An 18,910-nucleotide genomic window follows, 5' to 3' on the forward strand; every position below is an offset into this window, starting at 1 on the left:
GAAATCCTTTCACCGGGATTCCTCTATTTCTTATTTTCAAAAAATTCACAGGTCTCTCCTTGACATTCCTTTTCCCCGCGCTATAATGTTTGACATCGAACAATTTGCAAGCAAACAATTGAAAGGAGGGATTGCATGTTTTGCCCGGATACCAATGCCCCGTTCCGGCAGGAGTCCATTTCACACCAGCTGCGTGTGCTGACCAACAAGATCAACCGCAGGGCGGAGGCTATGATCCAAATGGCATTGAACCGGGAGGTTACACAGATGCAGGGGCAGGTCATCGGGTATCTGTGCATACACAAAGACCATGATGTGTTCCAGTACAACATTGAGGCCGTTTTCTCCATCAGCCGCTCCACCGCCTCCAAGATGCTCACGCTGATGGAGGACAATGGGCTGATCACCCGGACCGGAGTGGCCAGGGACGCGCGGCTGAAGAAAATTGTGCCGACCGAGAAATCAGTGCGCCTGTTCCACCAGATCACCCAGGGGATGGAGCAGTTTGAGCAGCTGCTCCGGACCGGCCTCACCGAGGAAGAAGTGACGGAGCTGCTGCGGCTGCTCCGAAAGGTACAAAAGAACGTGGAGTGAGTTTCCCTCCACTGAAACGCAACTCAAAATAGGAGGATTTTTCATGCTGAAAACCTTAAGCGCACGGGTCGGGCAATACAGGAAGGACTCGATCCTGGCGCCGCTGTTCACTGTGCTGGAGTCTGTGATGGAGACGCTGATCCCGCTGCTGATGGCCTCGATCATCGACGATGGCATCGAGGCCGGCAACGTGGGGCACGTGTACCAGTTCGGCCTGTTCATGATTTTGGCCGCGGCCATGGCGCTGCTGTTCGGCGTTCTGGCCGGCCGCTTTGCCGCCAGGGCGTCCACCGGCTTTGCATGCAACCTGCGCGCGGACATGTACCGCAACATCCAGACCTTCAGCTTTTCCAATATTGATAAATACAGCACCGCGGGGCTCATCACCCGCCTGACCACGGACGTCACCAATCTGCAAAATGCCTTCCAGATGATCCTGCGCATGTGCGTGCGGGCTCCGGTGACCATGCTCTGCGCCCTGGTGATGGCCATTTCCATCAGTCCCAGCCTGAGCTCCGTATTCCTGGTGGCCATGGTGTTTCTGGTCATTGTGCTGCTGGCCATCATGGTGCCGGCCAGCAAAATGTTCCGTCAGGTGTTCCGCAAATACGACGACCTGAACGCCAGCGTGCAGGAAAATGTCTCCGCCATCCGGGTGGTGAAGAGCTTTGTCCGGGAGGCCTATGAAAACGAGAAATTCCGCACCGCCGCCGACAACCTCTACCGCCTCTTTGTCAAGACGGAGAGCCGCATCTCCTTTACCTTCCCGTCCATGATGCTGGCTGTCTACGGCTGCAACCTCGGCCTGAGCTGGCTGGGCGCGCAGATGATCGTGGGCGGCAGCCTGACCACCGGCCAGCTGACCCAGCTCTTCTCCTATGTGATGAATATCCTGATGGGCCTGATGATGCTCTCCATGGTCTTTGTCATGATCACCATGTCCGCCGCCAGCGCCCAGCGGATCTCGGAGGTGCTGAACGAATCCAGCGACCTCCACAATCCCCCGCAGGCTGAGACAGAGATTCCCAACGGCAGCGTGGACTTCGACCATGTCTCCTTTGCTTACCAAAAGGGCAGCGGCGCCCCGGTGCTCCAGGACATCGACCTCCACATCCGCTCCGGGGAGACCATCGGCATCATCGGCGGGACCGGCAGCGCCAAATCCAGCCTGGTAAACCTGATCTCCCGGCTCTACGACGTGACCGAGGGCAGCGTCAAGGTGGGCGGCAGGGACGTGCGCAGCTATGACCTGGATGCCTTGCGCAACCAGGTATCCGTGGTGCTGCAGAAGAACGTGCTTTTCTCCGGCACCATTTTGGAGAACCTGCGCTGGGGCGACAAGGACGCCACAGAGGAGGAGTGTGAACGGGCCTGCCGCTTGGCATGCGCCGATGAATTCATCCAGAAGATGCCCGACAAGTATGAAACCCACATCGAGCAGGGCGGCACCAACGTGTCCGGCGGACAGAAGCAGCGGCTGTGCATTGCCCGGGCGCTGCTGAAAAAGCCCAAAGTCCTGATCTTGGACGATTCCACCTCTGCGGTGGATACTGCCACGGATTCCAAAATCCGCCAGGCCTTCCGGGAGGAGATTCCCGGCACCACCAAGCTGATCATCGCCCAGCGCATCTCCAGCGTCCAGGACGCCGACCGCATCCTGGTGTTGGACGACGGGCGCGTGAGCGGCTTCGGCACCCACGAGGAGCTGCTGCAAAACAATTCCATCTACCGCGAGGTCTACGAGAGCCAGACCCAGGGCGGCGACTTTGATAAAATCGGAGGTGAGGACTGATGGCACAGCAAAGAACCATGCGGGGCCCCGGCGGGCGGATGCGCGGTCCCCGTCCCCATGTGGACAATCCCGGAAAAATTTTAAAACGCCTGACGGGGATCGTGTTCAAAAACTACTGGCTGCACTGCCTGGTGGTCCTGGTCTGCATCATCGGCAGCACTTTGGCCACCGTTCAGGGCGCGCTGTTCCTCCAGAGCCTCATCGACGACTATATCACGCCCATGGTGGCCAGCGGCAGCCGGGACTTCTCCGGGCTTCTCACGGCCCTGAGCCGTCTGGCCGTGATCTACGGCTTGGGTATTCTCTGCTCCTGGAGCTACAACCGCATCATGATCAATGTGTCCCAGGGCACCATGCGGACCCTGCGCACCCAGGTCTTCACCCATATGGAGAGCCTGCCGATCTCCTACTTTGACCGCAACGCCCACGGAGACATCATGTCCGTGTATACCAACGACATTGACACGCTGCGCCAGGTGATCTCCCAGAGCCTGCCCCAGCTGGTGTCCAGCGCGGTGACCATTGTCAGCGTCTTCATCAGCATGGTGCTCCTGGACATTCCCCTGACCATCCTTACCTGCCTGATGATCGCACTGATCCTGTTTGTCAGTAAGAAGCTGGCCTCCAAGTCCTCCAAGTATTTTGTGGAGCAGCAGAAAAACTTAGGTGCAGTCAACGGCTATGTGGAGGAGATGATGGAGGGCCAGAAGGTGGTGAAGGTCTTCTGCCATGAGCAGGAGAGCCTGGACCGCTTCCTGGAGCTGAACGAGAATCTCCGAAAGAGCGCCGACAGCGCCAACAAGTTCGCCAACGTCATGATGCCCGCTGCCGCCCAGTTAGGCAACTGCAGCTATGCGCTTTGCGCCGTGTTGGGCGCGCTGCTGGCGGTGACCGGCTATACCGGCCTCACATTGGGCACGCTGGTCTCCTTTTTGACGCTGAACAAGAGCTTTACCCAGCCTGTGGCCCAGATCAGCCAGCAGGCCAACAGCGTGGTCATGGCCCTGGCCGGTGCCCAGCGCGTGTTCGCCCTGCTGGATGAACCGGGCGAGGAGGACAGCGGCTATGTCACCTTGGTCCGCGTGAAGCGCAACGCGGACGGCTCCCTGGAGGAAAGCGACGAGCGCACCGGCATCTGGGCCTGGAAGCACCCCCACCTGGCCGACGGCACCGTTACCTACACGGAGGTGCAGGGCAGCATCGTCTTCGACGATGTGGACTTCGGCTACGACGAAAATAAGCTGGTCCTCCACGACATCAGGCTCTACGGCAACCCCGGCCAGAAGATTGCCTTCGTGGGCTCCACCGGCGCGGGCAAGACCACCATCACCAACCTCATCAACCGGTTTTACGACATACAGGACGGCAAGATCCGCTATGACGGCATCAACATCAACAAGATCAAAAAGGCGGATCTGCGCACCTCTCTGGGCATCGTCCTTCAGGACACCCACCTCTTCACCGGCACGGTGATGGAGAACATCCGTTACGGGCGACTGGATGCCAGCGATGAAGAGTGCGTGGCCGCGGCCCAGCTGGCCAATGCCCACGGCTTCATCACCCGCCTGAGCGACGGCTACAACACCATGCTCACCGGCGACGGCGCCAACCTCTCCCAGGGCCAGCGCCAGCTGATCGCCATTGCCCGGGCGGCGGTGGCCGATCCTCCGGTGCTGATTTTGGATGAGGCCACCTCCTCCATCGACACCCGCACGGAGAAGCTGGTTCAGGAGGGTATGGACGGATTGATGTACGGCCGGACCACCTTTGTCATCGCGCACCGGCTCTCCACCGTCCGTAACTCCGACTGCATCATGGTTCTGGAACAGGGCCGCATCATTGAGCGGGGAACCCACGAGGAGCTGCTGGAGCAGAAGGGCCGCTACTATCAGCTCTATACCGGCAATCAGGCCGGATGATAAAAAAGTCAGGCAAAGAAATTTGCCTGACTTTTCCCTTTCCCAGCGCTGTAAAATCATGTATACTGGATGCAACAAAAGAAAGGGAGCGTTTTTCCATGAGAAAACTGATCTTGGATGTGGACACCGGCAGCGACGATGCCATCGCCATCATGCTGGCGGTGCTCAGCGGCGCCTTTGACCTCTTGGGCGTCACCGTCTGCTGGGGCAACCGGCCGGTGGAGGCCTGCGCGCAAAATACCCTTCAGGTGCTGGAGCTGTTGGGCTCCGACGTCCCGGTCTACCAGGGCTGCCCGGAGCCCATGGTCCGCCACCTGCTGCCCGCCCGGCACATCCCCAACGATGTGAGCATCATTGAGGACGGCGTGGAGTACACCATCCACCCCGCCGCCATGCCCCTGCCGCCCGCCAGGGGCCATGTGCAGGGCAAGCACGCCGTCTCCTTCCTGGTGGAGACCCTGATGGCCGCTCAGGAACCGGTGACGCTGGTTGCCGTGGGGCCGCCCACCAATTTAGGTCTGGCCTTCCGTATGGAGCCCCGCATCCGGGACCATGTGGCCGAGGTGGTGTTCATGGGCGGCGCCGTGGACATGGGCAACGTGACGCCAGTGGCGGAGGCCAACTTCTTCCACGACCCGGAGGCTGCCAAAATCGTCCTGGATTCCGGCGTAAAGGTCACCTGCATCACCCTCAACGCCACCATGGCCTCCCCGTTCACCCTTGCCGAGGCCGGCGAGTTGGAGGCCCTGGGCACTGCCTCCGGCGCCTTTGCCGCCGACCTGATCCGCATACGGGCCGAGGCCAGCCGGCATCTGGGCTGGAGCGACGGCACGCTGGAGCCGGTGCATGACCCCCTGGCCATCGCCTATCTTTTGAACCCAGCCGTGATCACGGACCTGCGGCGCCAGCGATGCAACATCGACATCAGCGGCGGCTTTGCCGACGGCATGCTCATTGTGGAGCACCGCAACGAAAACGACCGCTCTGTCAACACCTATGTGAGCTACGGCTCCGACTGTGCCCTCTACCACCGCATGGTGAAGGAGGCCATGGCCAAAGGTCCGAAGGCCTGAATGAAAAAGGGAGGAAGGCGTGCCTTCCTCCTTTTTCATTTAGAGTCCCATTTCTTCCTTGACTTCCCGGAAGCACTGAACGGCAAAGTCCAGATCCTCTTTTGTGTGGCCCGCGGAAATCTGGGTGCGGATGCGGTCCCGCCCCTTGGGCACCACGGGATAACAGAAGCCAACCACATAGACGCCCTTATCCAGCATCCGGGCGGCAAACTCCTGGGCGGTCTTTGCGTCGTAGAGCATCACCGGCACAATGGGGTGCTCCCCGGGCAGCAGGTCAAAACCGCACCGCTCCATCTCACGACGGAAATAGTCGGCGTTTTCATGGACCTTATCCCGCAGCGCGGTGGATTCCTCCAGCAGCTCAATGGTGCGCAGCGTGGCGGCGCAGATGGCCGGGGCCAGGGAATTGGAGAAGAGGTAAGGCCGGGAGCGCTGGCGCAGCAGGTCCACAATCTCCCGGTGAGAGGCGGTGTAGCCGCCGGAGGCGCCGCCCATGGCCTTGCCAAAGGTACCGGTGATGATATCCACCCGGCCCATGACGCCGCAGTACTCGCAGGTGCCCCGACCATGGGGGCCCATAAAGCCCACGGCATGGCTGTCGTCCACCATTGTCATGGCGTCATACTCATCCGCCAGGTCGCAGATGCCCTTCAGGTTGGCGATATAGCCGTCCATGGAGAATACACCGTCAGTGGCAATCAGAATCTTTTCACAGCCAGCAGCACGGGCCTCCTCGAGCTTTGCGCGCAGGTCCTGCATGTCGTTGTTCCGATAGCGGTAGCGGTGGGCCTTGCACAGCCGGACGCCATCGATGATGCTGGCGTGGTTCAGCTCGTCGGAGATCACCGCGTCCTTCTCCCCCAACAGCGTCTCAAAAAGGCCTCCGTTGGCGTCAAAGCAGGAGGAATATAAAATGGCGTCCTCTGTCCCCACAAATCCGGCGATGGCGCGCTCCAGATCCTTGTGGATCTGCTGGGTGCCGCAGATGAAGCGGACGGAGGAGAGGCCAAAGCCCCACTGGTCGTAGCTGGCCTTTGCTGCGGCAATCAGCTCAGGATGGTCGCTGAGGCCCAGGTAGTTGTTGGCGCACATATTCACCACCTGCTTTGCGGCGGTGGTGTCGATCCGGGAGCGCTGTGGTGTGGTGATGATCCGCTCTTCCTTGTAGGTGCCGGAGGCCCGAATCTCCTCCAGCGCGGCGCGGTAGTCTTCCAATGCGGTTTTCATAGTCTTCCTCCTTTTCTCACATCCAGTTGAGTACAACCTTGCCGGACTTTCCGCTGTGCATGGCTTCAAAGCCCTGTTCAAAATCCGTATAGTGGAAGCGGTGGGTGATCACCGGGGTCAGGTCCAACCCACCCTGTACCATATAGGACATCTTGTGCCAGTTATCCATCTTCCGGCCGTAGATGCCCTGGAGCGTCAGCCCCTTGCCAATGATGTCGTTCATGTCCACCGAGATGGGCCCGTTGCCCAGCCCCAGGAGGGAAATCTTTCCGCCGTTGCGCATCACGCCCACCATCTGGGCAAAGGCGCCGCCGTTGCCGGACATCTCCAGTCCCACGTCAAAGCCCTCGGTCAGCCCCTGCTTCTGCATCACCTCGTGGATATCCTCTCTGGCGATGTTCACCGCCGCGTCCGCACCCATCTTCCGGGCCAGGTCCAGGCGGTATTCATTGACGTCGGTGATCACCACCCGTCGCGCGCCGGCGTATTTGCAGATGCCCACGGCAATGACGCCGATGGGGCCGGCGCCGGTGATGAGCACATCCTCACCCACCAGGTCGAACATCAGCGCCGTATGGGTGGCGTTGCCCACAGCGTCGAAAAAGGACACCACATCCTCCGGCAGGTTTTCGTCAATGAGGATCACATTGGACTGGGGGATGCAGACATATTCCGCAAATGCTCCGTCCCGGTCCACGCCTACGCTGCTGGTGTTCTTGCACCACTGGATGTTGCCGTTGTGGCAGTTGCGGCAGTGTCCGCAGGTGATATGGCCCTCTCCGCTGACCCGCTGGCCAACCCGCAGCCCTGTAACGCCTGCGCCCAACTCCGCAATTTCCCCCACGTATTCATGGCCAATCACCATGGGCGGCTTTACATGCTGGGCGGACCACTCGTTCCAATCGTAGATGTGCACGTCTGTTCCACAGATGGCTGTCTTGTGTACGCGGATCAGCACCTCGCCCGGTCCCGGCTCCGGCACTGGAACTTTCCGCAGTTCCAACCCCGGGGCGGCAGTGGGCTTTACAATGGCGTCCATCCAGTTTTGCATATGCGCGTTCCCCCTTCAATTACTCCCTTTGACCTTCTATGCTCAGTTTACTACGCTTTTCCCCGAATGGCAATACATTATTTTAAATTTTGTCCGTATTATGTGGACAAACTGATTTGAGCCTTAGAATTGAAAACAAGATTTTGAAGCTGCATTTGTGAATTTCTCACAAGAGCAGAAAAGACTGCGGCATCTGCCGCAGTCTTTTCCCATTACATTCATTTTTTAAAGAGGGATACGGAAACCAAACCACAGCACATTGCGCACCGTGCAGTTGAGCACCAGCAGCATCAGAAGCACCAGCAGCCACCGGTCGCTGTAGCGCAGCACCCAGCCACGCCTGTCCCGCAGGCGCCAAATTGTCTGGCTGCACTGATAGGCAGTCACCGACCCCACTGTAAAAAGCACCGCCGGGTGATAATACAGCGACTGGAGCAACTGCCCCCGAAGCAGAGCGGCCACCGCCCGCGTCCCCCCGCAGCCGGGGCAGTACACATGCCAGGACCGGTAAAACCAGCACTCCGGCACCGTAGGCTGCCCCAGCGGAAAAAGCCAGATTAAAAACAGTATTCCCAGCACGATCAGGGAACACCAAACCGTCCAATAGACCACATCATCCTTTGTTTTCACAACGCTTCCTCTTTTCTGAAGGAGGATTGATTTATTATAGTACACTTCTACCTTGCTGGCAATCCCGCCTGCAAAGAGGAATTCCACTGCTTTAGGTCCAATTACCCAAGAAAAGGCTCTTAATTTTGTTTATTCATCCAATTTATCGTATTTTTTTGAAATACTCTTGACATTTTGCTTCTCACTTTTTATTATTTAGTTAACTCATTGATCTTATTGAACTTATTATGTTGAGATATATAATTTCTTGCTCTTTCTATACAAATGTTATACAATTACCGAAGATGGTAAATTTTCGTAATCCCTGGATTTGTTTTAGAAAGAGGAGGACTTGATATGGATAACTTTGGCGGGATAATCAGTCCCGTAAAAAGCCCAAAAGCTTATTTACTCATTGTCGGAAAAATTGTGAATTTGGTGGCCTCGGGCGAATTGAAATATGGAGATTACCTTTATACGGAAAAAGATTTGATGGCCACGCTAAATGTAAGCCGCCCCACTTTGCGTGAGGCACTTCGAGTGTTAGAATTTCTGGGCATTGTCTCGGTCAGCCCCCGCAAAGGCATTAGTGTCAACCGGCCCGATGACTCCAATTGTTATCTGTCCCTCATCTACATCCTGATGTTTGACAAGACCACCAACATTGAAATCTTTCAGTTGCGCCGGGCCATTCAGGTGGAGATGGTAGCCACTGCGGCTGTTGCAGCCACCAAGGAAGATTTGGAACGACTATCCTCCCTGGTATCGGATATGGAAGCCAATCTCGAGTCTGATTACATTTCCTTTGAAAAGATCGACTATGCTTTCCACATGCAGATCGTGGTTTGCGCCCACAGCCAGCTTTGTCTGAAGTTGATGCAGACCATGAGTACAATGATTCACAGTCAAATGCAGGAAAGACTTTCCAGAATGCCCGTGGCGGACAGGCAGAAAACCCTCCGCTTCCACCGTAAAATCAATCAGGCTCTTCAGGAACGAGACGGTATCAAAGCCAAACGGCTGATGGAGGCCCATCTGGCGGACGTGTATATCCACCTAAAAAACAATCCAGTGCAGTTCGATTTTAACGGCCTTATTAACCAATAGCAGGCGCTTATCCAAATGACTTGTTCTGCTGACTTGTTCAGCTTTTTATGATGCCCCCGCAGATATCCCACCGGTGGAGCATCTATAATACTGCGGGAGTGTCATTGTTCTGCTTCCGTGAAATAGTCAATTGGATGGGCAGCATAGCGTAAAAGCGGCATGCCTCAATATAGGCATGCCGCTTTTTATAGGCTTATCAAACCAAATCACAGGGAGTGGAACTATGTCAAGAAAAAAAATGCTCATTATGGACCCAAGGGACAATGTGGGTGTCCTTTTAGAGGACGCAGGTCCCGGTGACCTCTGCTTTTGCGGCAACTTGGAATGCACTGCAAAAGAGTCTATCGCTTTTGGCCACAAAATCTCCTTGGCGGACCTACAGTCAGGCGCCACTGTTTTGAAGTACGGACACAAAATCGGCTACGCCACCGCCCCCATTTCAAAGGGCACATGGGTACACAGACACAATATTGAAAGCGAACGGGGGAGGTGAGAAAGTCATGGAATTTTATGGATATCGCAGGCTGGACGGCCAAGCTGGTGTACGCAACTACATCGGAATTATTCCTTCCGTTTTCTGTGCCAACCGGGTGGCCGAAATGATCTCCCAGCAGGTGGCGGGCACAGTGTGCCTGACCCATCCCGTGGGGTGCAGCCAGGTGGGCGCCGATCTGGAGCGCACCGCCCAGACGCTGATTGCCATGGGCAATCATCCCAATCTGGCTGGAGTCATCGTAGTGGGTTTGGGCTGTGAGCGATTCACGGTCAAAGAATTTGTGGAAGGGTTGCAAAAGAGTCGGAAACCAGTGGCTCAGGTGATCATTCAAGAGGAGGGCGATACCCTTCGTGCCGTGGAAAAAGGTGTCCGGCTGGCCCATCGGATGGTGGAGGAGGCATCAACTATTCAACGCCAGCCCATTGATATCAGCGAACTGAGCGTGGGTGTAAAGTGCGGTGGCACCGACGCTACCTCCGGCATTTCCGCCAATCCGGCGGTGGGGGCCATGAGTGACCTGGTAGTTGACCACGGTGGAACGGTCCTTTTTTCCGAGGTGACGGAGCTTTTGGGGGCCGAGGACATCCTGGCCGCCCGGGCAGCGAACTCCAAAGTAGCGGAAGATATCTTAGACACCATTCGGCGCATGGAAGACAAACTCCGCGTTGCCGGCACAGATCCCAAGTATCAAAACCGCAGTGCCCTGATTTCAACCGGCAACTTTGACGGTGGCGTCTCCACCGTGGCAGAAAAGGCCCTTGGCAACATCTATAAATCCGGTAGCCGCCCCATCTGCGGTGTTGTGGAGTACTGTGAAACTCCTGGTGGCCGAGGACTTTATTTGATGGACTCTCCTGGCCATGACGGCGAAGTAGTCACTGGGATGGTGGGCGGCGGTGCCCAAGTAATCGTATTTACCTCCGGTCGGGGAACTCCTACTGGTTTTCCCTTTGTCCCGGTGATCAAAGTCACAGGCAACAGCCGGACCTATGAAAAGATGCGGGAAAATATTGACTACAATGCCGGCGGTATCATTGACGGCAGCAATACCATTCTCGCTGCAGGAGAAGACTTGTTCCGGATGGTGCTGGAGGCTGCTGGGGGAAAAACTCCCCATGCAGAAGCAATGAGGCACGCGGAACTGTTTTGCATCTCCAGATTGTAGCCATATGGTGTGGATCAAAAAAGAGCATTCCCAAACAGGATTCAAATTATAAAAAAGGAGCGTTAGACATGAAGAAGTTTTTGACCTTAGCCCTGGCACTTTCCATGGTATGTTCCCTGGCCGCCTGCGGCGGCAATGGCAGTGGGACATCCTCCGATGGCTCTGCGTCCTCCGGTTTTTCCAGCGAGGAAATTACCCCCGTGGTGTGGAAGATCGAAGCGGCTTACGGCCCTGGCGACCAGTGCTGGGATGTGCAGATGCCCATGCTTAAGGCTCTGATCGAAAAGGTCACCGAGGGCCGCGTGGTTGTTGAACTCTATGAGCCTGATACGCTGTGCTCTGCGGCAGACATTCCTGCCTCCGTGGCCAACGGCACCATCCAAGGCGCTATCTCTTCCCCCAATTACAACTGTCAGTTTGTCTCCGCCGCCTACTGCGAAACCGTCCCTCCTTTCTTCTTCAACACTAAGGAGGAGACCTATGACTGCTTTTACGAAGCGGGGCTCAATGACTTTTTGCGGGAGGAGTACTACAAGGCCGGCCTGATCTACGGTGGCTACGCACCCTGCGGCAGTCAAAGCCTGTTCACCACCTTCAAGGTGGAAACTGTGGATGACCTGACGGGGCATATTGTTCGTGCTACCTCCTCCAACAACGACTTTTATGTAGCCTGCGGCGCCTCCACTGTTACCATGTCGGGCAGCGATATCTATATGGCTTTGAAGCTGGGTACCATCGAAGGCACACAGTACAGTCTGCCCGAACTGGTCACCATGGGGTTCTGCGAGGTGGTCAAGTACTGTATCCCCTGCGTCATGGCTGGCTCCCCCCAAGACTTTATTTTCAACATCGACGCTTGGGAGGCGCTTCCTGAGGATATCCAGCAAAACCTCTATACTGCGCTGCAGGAGTTTTTCTGGGATTTGTACGCCGCCTCTGAAAAGGCGGAGGAGACCGTTTACGACGATGCAGCTAAATATGGCGTGGAGTTTGTAGAACTCACCGATGAGGCCAAGACTGGGTTCATCTCCAAGGGCAATCAGGTCCTTGAGGACATGCAGGCAAAGTATCCGGATATCTCCGACGGCTTCCAGCTCATCCTGGACTGGGCCAACAACAAGTGAATCTATGATGCGGATAGGGGCATAGCCACACCTATGCCCCTATCCGTTTCCGTAGAGAAAGGATTTTCGTATGAAAAAAGCAGTGAAAGTCATCGACTCCATCAGCCAGATTGCTGGAGAGTGCACGAAATGGATCCTCTGCATCATGGTTTTCTCTCTGATGTTCGAGGTGGTGGCCCGGTATATTTTCAACAGCCCCACCATCTGGGTTGCTGATATCTGTGAGCAGTGCGTGATTTTGATCGGCGCCTTTGGCGGCGCATATGCCTATCTCAGTGATTCCTTTGTCCGGGTGGACCTACTGTATGAAAAGTTCAGCCTGCGCACCAAGGCGCTGTTGGATATCATCACTTTTTTGATTTTTGCCCTGTTCATCTCCATGACCACTTGGCAGTGCATTGTGTCCGCCCAGACGGCTTGGGAAAAGCACATGGTCAGCTCCACCGTACTCCGTGTCCCCTACTATTGGAGCAAGACCATTGTCGCTGCCGGATGCGTACTGCTTATGCTGCAGGGGCTGTCCGTCCTCTTTAAAAACCTTTATGTCCTGCGCTATAACGAACCATATCCCGCCAACCGGAAGGAGGGCCAATGAGCATGGATGGATCTTTGTTTGTTTTACTGGCCGTTTTGGTCATGATGCTGATCTTTATGACCAGCGGAATGCCCATTCCCTTTGCCCTTGGCGGCGTAGGAATCCTTACCATTTTAATCTTCTGGGGGCCCTCCGGTTATCTGACCATCGCCAACAGTGTCTGGTCCACCTTCTGCGGCGACAACTATGTGGCTATCCCTATGTTTCTGCTCATGGCCAACATTCTGGAGAAGTCCGGGATTGCAGATGAAATGTACGACTGCTTCTACAAATGGCTGGGCGGCGTACGGGGTGGCCTGGCCATGGGTACCGTAGTGATCTGCGCCATCTTTGCGGCCATGTGCGGCGGAAGCGGCGCGGCCACTGTCACCATGGGACTTATCGCCCTGCCCTCCATGATGAATCGTGGCTACGACAAACACATCGCCATGGGCGTTATTGCAGCCGGAGGTGTCCTTGGCATCATCATCCCCCCCAGCATCCCCATGGTCATCCTGTCCCAATACACCAAGACTGTCTCCGTGGGACGGCTGTTCTTTGCCGGCGTAATCCCTGGTATTCTCTGTGCCATCCTCTACTGCATTTACATCGGTATCCGCTGTGCCATTACCCCCAGCCTGTGCCCCGCTATACCCAAGGAAGAGCGGGTCTCCTTCCGGGAAAAGCTGAAAGCCTCCAAGGCGGTCATCGCGCCGGCGCTTCTGATCGTCTTCGTCCTTGGCTCCATCTATACCGGCATGGCCACCACCACGGAGGCGGCCGGCATCGGAGCGGGCATGTCCATCCTCATCGCCATACTCAAGCGCAAGCTGAACATCCGCAACTTCAAGGACGCTTTGCGCAGAACGCTTCGGCTGATGGGTATGATTTTATGGATTCTGACCGGCGCCCAAATCCTGAGCACCGCCTTCAACTTCATGGGTGTCAGCACATTGCTCAAGAATGCGGCCGCCGCTTTGCCCGGCGGCGCCACAGCAGTGCTGATCTGCATGATGCTGCTGAACTTTGTGCTGGGCGCCATCATGGACGACTATGCCGTCATCACCATCACCGCCCCCATCTACATCCCCATCATCGAATCGCTGGGTATCGATCCGCTGTGGTTCTGCATGCTCTTTATGCTGAACCTCCAGATGGCCTATCTGACGCCACCCTATGGGTTCAACCTGTTTTTCCTCAAGTCCATTGTTCCCGAAGGAATCAGTCTGAAAGACATCTACCGGTCCGTGATCCCGTTCATCGGCCTGATGATCATAGCTCTGGTCATCTGCTGGGTCTTCCCCGGCCTGATCACCTGGCTGCCCAACCGTCTGATCTGATTGTGAGGTGTGTATTATGTCTTATCCATACATTCCCAACAGTAATGCGAAAATCCGCCGCGAAATGCTGGATTACCTTGGAAAGTCCTCCATCAAGGAACTATACAGCTTCATTCCCGATGAAGCCCGCACTCATGAGCCGCTGTGCCTCCCACAACCACTGCTGTCAGAAAGTGAGTTAAAGCGCCATGTGAACTCCATTCTTTCCAAAAACAGCACCTGCGATGAGAATATCAGCTTCTTGGGCGCCGGCTGTTATAACCACTATGTGCCGGCGATCTGTGATGAGATCAACAGCCGCTCAGAATTTCTTACCGCTTACAGCGGGGACACCTATGTGGACCACGGCAAATGCCAAGCTTTTTTTGAGTTCAACAGCCTGATGGGCGAACTTCTGAACATGGATGTGGTCAGCTTTCCCACCTATGACGGCGGTCATGCCCTGTGCACGGCCATCATGATGTCCCACCGGATCAACGGCAGGACCCAAGTCCTGGTGCCTGCATCCTTCAGCCCCTCTCTGCTCAGCCAGATCCGCTGTTACTGTGACAGTATGGAACTGGTTACCATACCTATTGACTCTACCGGACAGGTGGACCTGCAAATGCTTAAGACTCTGACTGGGGCGGAGTCCGCCTGCATCGTGCTGCAAAATCCCAGCTTCTTGGGGCACCTGGAGGAGCGGGCAGATGAAATTGGGGCGCTGGCCCATGCCTGCGGCGCCCAGTTCGTGGTCTATGCCGACCCTTCCTCCCTTGGCGTCATTGCGCCTCCGGCGGACTACGGCGCCGACATCGCCTGCGGCGACATCCAGCCCTTGGGCATCCATATGAGCTATGGGTCCGGCTTGGGCGGATATCTGGCCACCCGCCAGGAGGAACAGTATATCCTGAACTATCCCCACCATCTTTACATGATTTTCCGCAACGCCAAAGGGCAATTCGGCTATAACAGGGCCCTGCCTCAGCGCACCAGCTACAACCGGCGCGAAAACGGCGTGGAATTTTTAGGCACCTGTGTGGGCTTGTGGGCCATTACCGCCGCGGTCTACCTCAGTGTCATGGGGCCGGAGGGCATGCGGGAGTTGGGGGAAAGCATTCTCTATAAAAGCCGCTATGCAAAATGTAAGCTGCGGGAGCTTCCCGGCGTGACCCTGCCCTTTGCCGCCAGCTGCAGCTTTCAGGAGTTTGTGTTGAACTTTGACGCCACTGGCAAAACGGTGGGGGAGATCAACAAAGCCCTTCTTGATGAGCGTATCTTCGGCGGCTATGACCTGAGCCGCCAGCTGCCGGAACTGGGCCAGTCCATGCTGGTCTGTGTCACCGAGAAGACTACCCAAAAAGAGATTGACCAGCTCTTCGAGGTCCTCAGTCATATACTTGCTGTACACCGTTAGAGGGAGGAATGCACATGGAACATCTGCGTAACTATCATGAGGCCCAGTGGGATGAGCCCATTGTCTTTGCTCTTAACACCCCCGGTAGCCGCGGTATCCTGCTGCCAGATGTGGAAGCGGACGTCAAATCAGCCGCAGGCAAGGATATGCTTGTACCTGAGTCTTTGAGACGTAAAGATAAACCCGCACTTCCTGAAATCTCACAACCCCAAGTGCTGCGTCATTTTCTGCGTCTGTCCCAAGAGACCGTCGGTCAGGACCTGACTGCTGACATTGGTCTTGGCACATGTACGATGAAGTACAGTCCAAAAATCAATGAGCAGTTTGTCCGGAGCGAAAAGTTCACCGAACTGCATCCCTATCAGGACAAGGAAACTGTACAGGGCATTCTCAAACTCATCTATGATTTTGAGCAGATCATGAAGGAGATTTCCGGCCTGGACGCCGTGTCCTTCCAGCCTGGGGGCGGCGGAATGGGGATTTACTCCAATGCTGCGGTATTGAAGAAGTATTTTGAAGAGCGTGGCGAGGCGGAGCAGCGCACTGAGATTATCACCACCATCCTCTCCCACCCGTTGAACTCCGCAGCTCCGGCCACCAAAGGATTTCGGGTCATCAGCCTCTATCCCGGCGAAAACGGCTATCCCAGTGTGGAAGATTTGAAAGCAGCAGTCAGTGAAAAGACAGCCGGCATCTTCATCACCAACCCGGAGGACACCGGCGTCTTTAATCCCTACATCAAGGAGTTCATTCGAATTGTCCACGAAGCAGGCGGCCTGTGCATTTGCGACATGGCGGATTATAACGGCCTGTTCGGCCTGGTCCGTGCCAAAGAATGGGGTGCAGATATGTGCCAATTCAATCTGCACAAGGCTTTTTCCTCCCCACATGGCTGCATGGGTCCCGGCTGTGCAGCCCAATGTGTCAGTGCTGAGCTGGAACAGTTTCTACCCCGCCCTCGTGTTCGCTTTGATGGCAGCAAATATTATCTGGACGACAGCGGCACGCATTCCATTGGGAAAGTCCGCCAATTTCAGGGGTCTTTGACCGCTGTAATCCGGGCTTACAGCTGGGTTATGTCTCTGGGGGCAGAAGGCCTGAAAACTGTGGGGGAAACCGCTATTCTCAACAACAATTATATGATGAAGCGTGTGCTTGACACTGTCCGGGGCATTTCCATTCCTTGGGGGGAAAGCGGCTTGAACCGTCTGGAGCAGGTCCGATACAGCTTTGAGACGCTCTATCAGGAGACTGGCGTCGATGTGACAGATATCAACAACCGAATGTTGGATTTTGGATATCAACGTTCTTTTGCCAGCCACCACCCCATGATTGTGGCCGAGCCCTATACGCCGGAGCCAACAGAGTCTTACTCCAAAGCGGATATCGACGAGTATGTGAATACGCTAAGCCACATCTCTAAAGAAGCCTACCACAGCCCTGAACTGCTTAAATCTTCCCCCCACAACACCCCCATCTCCCGCTTGGAGGTGGACAGCATTGCTAAACCGGAAGAGTTAGCAGTCACTTGGCGGGCCTATCAGCGGATCTGCAGCCAACAGACTTCACGAGTGTAAATCCCAAATAGACAAATGGGAATTCAGGATAAGTATCTGTCTTTGGAAGGCAAGGTGGCCATCATCACCGGAGCCGGCTCCGACATCGGCCTGGCGGTTTCCCAGCTGTATGTCAAGTACGGTGCCAAGGTGGCGATGGTGGACATCAGCGACAAGTGCCAGGAGGAGGCAGACAAGATCGGCGATTCCGCCAAGTTCTTTAAGTGCAATGTGTCCAGTGAAGCGGACGCCAAGGCCACCGTGGAAGCGGTCAAGGCCGCGTTTGGCCGGATTGATATTCTGGTGAACAACGCCGGTATCATCGTGCGCAAGACTGTGCTGGACACCACGGAAGAGGAGTGGGACCGCTGCCTGGATATCGGCCTGAAAGGCGTATTCCTGTTCTCCAAGCACACAGTACCCATCATGATCGAGCAGGGCGGCGGCGTGATCGTCAACACCGCCTCCGGTGCGGCCATCAAGGGCGTGCCCGACTCCGCCCCCTACAACGCCTATAAGGGCGGCGTGGCGGCCCTGACCCGCGGCATGGCCGTGGACTTTGGCAAGTACAACATCCGCGTCAACTGCGTCTGCCCCGGCGACATCATCACCCCCATGCTCATCAGTGAGGGCATCCAGACCGGCAAGATCACCACCGCCGATCCCAAGACCCCCGAAGAGAAAGAGGCCATGGAGAAGTTCCTGGAGTCCTGCGGCAGCTATCGCCCGCTGCGCCGGATCGCCACCGCCGAGCAGATCGCCTACACCTTCCTGTTCCTGGCCACCGACATGAGCGTCTACGCCACCGGCGAAAGCTTTGTGGTGGACGGCGGCCGCTGCAGCTGAGAGAATTCAAGAGAAAAACCATGCCGGGTATAAAATACCGGCATGGTTTTTCTCTTGGGGCTTCTTATTTCAGCAGGCGGATGCTGCCAAGCAAGGGGACTTCTTTTTCCTCATCGTTGATGGCATAAATCAATCCCATAATGGCACAGGCCAAAATAAAGATGCCCCACAGCCAGCCCAGGCAAGGGATAGCGGACAGCAGGCCAAAGAGCCAAATCACCAGCGCCTGATTCAGGTGGAACTTAGCACCCTCCCGATCACCGGCCACCAGTGCAATAATCAAACCAATCCAGGTCAAATACGCCACGATCCCAGTGGTTTTTGAATCCAACATACTTTATCCTCCTAATTGTAAATCCAAGGTACTCTATATTGATCTCATTATAGCATGCCCCCGCTGAAAGCACAAGGGGGACAGGATCAAGAAAGGATGATAACGCGCAGGCGTGTCAGGCTCGGGGAGCGGCAAACCCAATCCACAAAGGAACGCGAGGGGAAAAGAAGCAGGCCGGACAGGTTTCCCTGTCCGGCCTTATCGTGTTGGCGCTACCTATCTTCCCGGGCCGTCTCCAGCCAAGTATTGTGAGCAGAAACGAGCTTAACTGCCGTGTTCGGAATGGGAACGGGTGGACCCTCGCTCTAATCAGCACCAACTGTCATCCGGAGCACTCCGGAAAACAAACAAATTATAAAGTTTTTCCTGCCTCTTGTCAAGCCCTTTTTGAGGACTTAGAACCGGAAGCAAGCTCCCGCTCACTTCCCATTCTCAACCCTCAACGGCTGATCTTTGGTGCGCCTTCAGGGACTCGAACCCGGGACCCACTGATTAAGAGTCAGTTGCTCTACCAACTGAGCTAAAGGCGCATACACATCGAATTGGTGACCCGTACCGGATTCGAACCGATGTTAACGGCGTGAGAGGCCGCTGTCTTAACCACTTGACCAACGGGCCGCGTCGTCATCGCAAACCCATTCCGTTGGGTTTTGCTTGGATTTACGGGGTTCATGGCCGCTCCATGCACCCTCAAAACCGAACAATGT

At 55.9% G+C, this 18,910-nt stretch carries 17 protein-coding genes, 2 tRNA genes and 1 rRNA gene; 13 read left to right on the forward strand and 7 right to left on the reverse strand.

Features of this window, described 5'->3' with window-relative positions:
• Window positions 1-135: 135 nt before the first annotated feature.
• The 4 genes from H8790_RS08390 (at window position 136) to H8790_RS08405 (ending at window position 5,378) form a co-directional block, all read left to right on the forward strand.
• A complete protein-coding gene (locus tag H8790_RS08390; RefSeq protein ID WP_187332098.1) occupies window positions 136-594 on the forward strand; it encodes a MarR family winged helix-turn-helix transcriptional regulator in 459 nt (152 codons plus the stop codon).
• A 43-nt stretch (window positions 595-637) separates the two neighbouring features.
• The gene (locus H8790_RS08395; RefSeq protein WP_187332099.1) at window positions 638-2,386 is read left to right on the forward strand and encodes an ABC transporter ATP-binding protein; all 1,749 of its coding nucleotides are present in this window, start codon (window positions 638-640) and stop codon (window positions 2,384-2,386) included.
• A complete protein-coding gene (locus H8790_RS08400) occupies window positions 2,386-4,305 on the forward strand; it encodes an ABC transporter ATP-binding protein (protein WP_187332100.1) in 1,920 nt (639 codons plus the stop codon). Before H8790_RS08395 ends, H8790_RS08400 begins: the two co-directional genes overlap by 1 nt.
• Window positions 4,306-4,403: 98 nt before the next feature.
• Window positions 4,404-5,378 carry a nucleoside hydrolase gene (locus tag H8790_RS08405; protein WP_187332101.1) on the forward strand — a complete coding sequence of 325 codons (975 nt, stop codon included), beginning with the start codon at window positions 4,404-4,406 and terminating at the stop codon, window positions 5,376-5,378.
• 39 nt (window positions 5,379-5,417) lie between these two features.
• Here H8790_RS08405 and H8790_RS08410 read toward each other — a convergent pair whose 3' ends face one another.
• From H8790_RS08410 to H8790_RS08420, 3 genes are all read right to left on the reverse strand, one after another.
• Window positions 5,418-6,605, reverse strand: coding sequence for a glycine C-acetyltransferase (locus tag H8790_RS08410; RefSeq protein WP_187332102.1), 1,188 nt, complete (start codon window positions 6,603-6,605; stop codon window positions 5,418-5,420).
• A gap of 16 nt (window positions 6,606-6,621) precedes the next feature.
• Window positions 6,622-7,656, reverse strand: coding sequence for an L-threonine 3-dehydrogenase (gene tdh / locus H8790_RS08415; RefSeq protein WP_243208463.1), 1,035 nt, complete (start codon window positions 7,654-7,656; stop codon window positions 6,622-6,624).
• Window positions 7,657-7,881: 225 nt separating this feature from the next.
• On the reverse strand, window positions 7,882-8,286 hold the full coding sequence (locus H8790_RS08420; RefSeq protein ID WP_243208464.1) for a DUF2752 domain-containing protein: 405 nt from the start codon (window positions 8,284-8,286) through the stop codon (window positions 7,882-7,884).
• Window positions 8,287-8,622: 336 nt separating this feature from the next.
• On the opposite strand from H8790_RS08420, the gene H8790_RS08425 reads away from it, so the two are divergent.
• The 9 genes from H8790_RS08425 (at window position 8,623) to H8790_RS08465 (ending at window position 17,869) form a co-directional block, all read left to right on the forward strand.
• A complete protein-coding gene (locus tag H8790_RS08425) occupies window positions 8,623-9,372 on the forward strand; it encodes a FadR/GntR family transcriptional regulator (RefSeq protein WP_187332103.1) in 750 nt (249 codons plus the stop codon).
• Window positions 9,373-9,619: 247 nt separating this feature from the next.
• Entirely contained in the window at window positions 9,620-9,865 is a 246-nt protein-coding gene (locus H8790_RS14085; RefSeq protein ID WP_404821719.1) for a UxaA family hydrolase, read from the forward strand.
• 7 nt (window positions 9,866-9,872) lie between these two features.
• Window positions 9,873-11,033, forward strand: coding sequence for a UxaA family hydrolase (locus H8790_RS08435; protein ID WP_187332105.1), 1,161 nt, complete (start codon window positions 9,873-9,875; stop codon window positions 11,031-11,033).
• A gap of 68 nt (window positions 11,034-11,101) precedes the next feature.
• A complete protein-coding gene (locus H8790_RS08440; protein WP_187332106.1) occupies window positions 11,102-12,157 on the forward strand; it encodes a TRAP transporter substrate-binding protein in 1,056 nt (351 codons plus the stop codon).
• Window positions 12,158-12,227: 70 nt separating this feature from the next.
• On the forward strand, window positions 12,228-12,752 hold the full coding sequence (locus H8790_RS08445; protein WP_187332107.1) for a TRAP transporter small permease subunit: 525 nt from the start codon (window positions 12,228-12,230) through the stop codon (window positions 12,750-12,752).
• A gap of 2 nt (window positions 12,753-12,754) precedes the next feature.
• Window positions 12,755-14,071 carry a TRAP transporter large permease gene (locus H8790_RS08450; protein ID WP_187332108.1) on the forward strand — a complete coding sequence of 439 codons (1,317 nt, stop codon included), beginning with the start codon at window positions 12,755-12,757 and terminating at the stop codon, window positions 14,069-14,071.
• A 16-nt stretch (window positions 14,072-14,087) separates the two neighbouring features.
• The gene (gene gcvPA, locus H8790_RS08455; protein WP_187332109.1) at window positions 14,088-15,467 is read left to right on the forward strand and encodes an aminomethyl-transferring glycine dehydrogenase subunit GcvPA; all 1,380 of its coding nucleotides are present in this window, start codon (window positions 14,088-14,090) and stop codon (window positions 15,465-15,467) included.
• 14 nt (window positions 15,468-15,481) lie between these two features.
• Window positions 15,482-17,044, forward strand: coding sequence for an aminomethyl-transferring glycine dehydrogenase subunit GcvPB (gene gcvPB / locus H8790_RS08460; protein ID WP_243208465.1), 1,563 nt, complete (start codon window positions 15,482-15,484; stop codon window positions 17,042-17,044).
• A 42-nt stretch (window positions 17,045-17,086) separates the two neighbouring features.
• Complete coding sequence (locus tag H8790_RS08465) at window positions 17,087-17,869, forward strand: SDR family NAD(P)-dependent oxidoreductase (protein WP_243208466.1); 783 nt, start codon at window positions 17,087-17,089, stop codon at window positions 17,867-17,869.
• Window positions 17,870-17,933: 64 nt separating this feature from the next.
• On the opposite strand, the gene H8790_RS08470 is transcribed toward H8790_RS08465, so the two are convergent.
• From H8790_RS08470 to H8790_RS08485, 4 genes are all read right to left on the reverse strand, one after another.
• Entirely contained in the window at window positions 17,934-18,203 is a 270-nt protein-coding gene (locus tag H8790_RS08470) for a hypothetical protein (RefSeq protein WP_187332112.1), read from the reverse strand.
• A gap of 204 nt (window positions 18,204-18,407) precedes the next feature.
• A 5S ribosomal RNA gene (gene rrf, locus H8790_RS08475) occupies window positions 18,408-18,523 on the reverse strand.
• A gap of 134 nt (window positions 18,524-18,657) precedes the next feature.
• Window positions 18,658-18,733, reverse strand: a tRNA-Lys gene (locus tag H8790_RS08480).
• A gap of 13 nt (window positions 18,734-18,746) precedes the next feature.
• Window positions 18,747-18,821, reverse strand: a tRNA-Glu gene (locus tag H8790_RS08485).
• Window positions 18,822-18,910 lie beyond the last annotated feature (89 nt).

Origin of the sequence: Oscillibacter hominis, assembly GCF_014334055.1 — a bacterium.
Lineage (GTDB): Bacteria > Bacillota > Clostridia > Oscillospirales > Oscillospiraceae > Oscillibacter > Oscillibacter hominis.

Excerpts from the sequence above, each read along its gene's own strand:
- H8790_RS08390 (WP_187332098.1), top strand. The coding sequence starts at position 136 with ATGTTTTGCCCGGATACCAATGCCCCGTTCCGGCAGGAGTCCATTTCA.
- H8790_RS08395 (WP_187332099.1), top strand. The coding sequence starts at position 638 with ATGCTGAAAACCTTAAGCGCACGGGTCGGGCAATACAGGAAGGACTCG.
- H8790_RS08400 (WP_187332100.1), top strand. The coding sequence starts at position 2,386 with ATGGCACAGCAAAGAACCATGCGGGGCCCCGGCGGGCGGATGCGCGGT.
- H8790_RS08405 (WP_187332101.1), top strand. The coding sequence starts at position 4,404 with ATGAGAAAACTGATCTTGGATGTGGACACCGGCAGCGACGATGCCATC.
- H8790_RS08410 (WP_187332102.1), bottom strand. The coding sequence starts at position 6,605 with ATGAAAACCGCATTGGAAGACTACCGCGCCGCGCTGGAGGAGATTCGG.
- tdh (WP_243208463.1), bottom strand. The coding sequence starts at position 7,656 with ATGCAAAACTGGATGGACGCCATTGTAAAGCCCACTGCCGCCCCGGGG.
- H8790_RS08425 (WP_187332103.1), top strand. The coding sequence starts at position 8,623 with ATGGATAACTTTGGCGGGATAATCAGTCCCGTAAAAAGCCCAAAAGCT.
- H8790_RS14085 (WP_404821719.1), top strand. The coding sequence starts at position 9,620 with ATGGACCCAAGGGACAATGTGGGTGTCCTTTTAGAGGACGCAGGTCCC.
- H8790_RS08435 (WP_187332105.1), top strand. The coding sequence starts at position 9,873 with ATGGAATTTTATGGATATCGCAGGCTGGACGGCCAAGCTGGTGTACGC.
- H8790_RS08440 (WP_187332106.1), top strand. The coding sequence starts at position 11,102 with ATGAAGAAGTTTTTGACCTTAGCCCTGGCACTTTCCATGGTATGTTCC.
- H8790_RS08445 (WP_187332107.1), top strand. The coding sequence starts at position 12,228 with ATGAAAAAAGCAGTGAAAGTCATCGACTCCATCAGCCAGATTGCTGGA.
- H8790_RS08450 (WP_187332108.1), top strand. The coding sequence starts at position 12,755 with ATGGATGGATCTTTGTTTGTTTTACTGGCCGTTTTGGTCATGATGCTG.
- gcvPA (WP_187332109.1), top strand. The coding sequence starts at position 14,088 with ATGTCTTATCCATACATTCCCAACAGTAATGCGAAAATCCGCCGCGAA.
- gcvPB (WP_243208465.1), top strand. The coding sequence starts at position 15,482 with ATGGAACATCTGCGTAACTATCATGAGGCCCAGTGGGATGAGCCCATT.
- H8790_RS08470 (WP_187332112.1), bottom strand. The coding sequence starts at position 18,203 with ATGTTGGATTCAAAAACCACTGGGATCGTGGCGTATTTGACCTGGATT.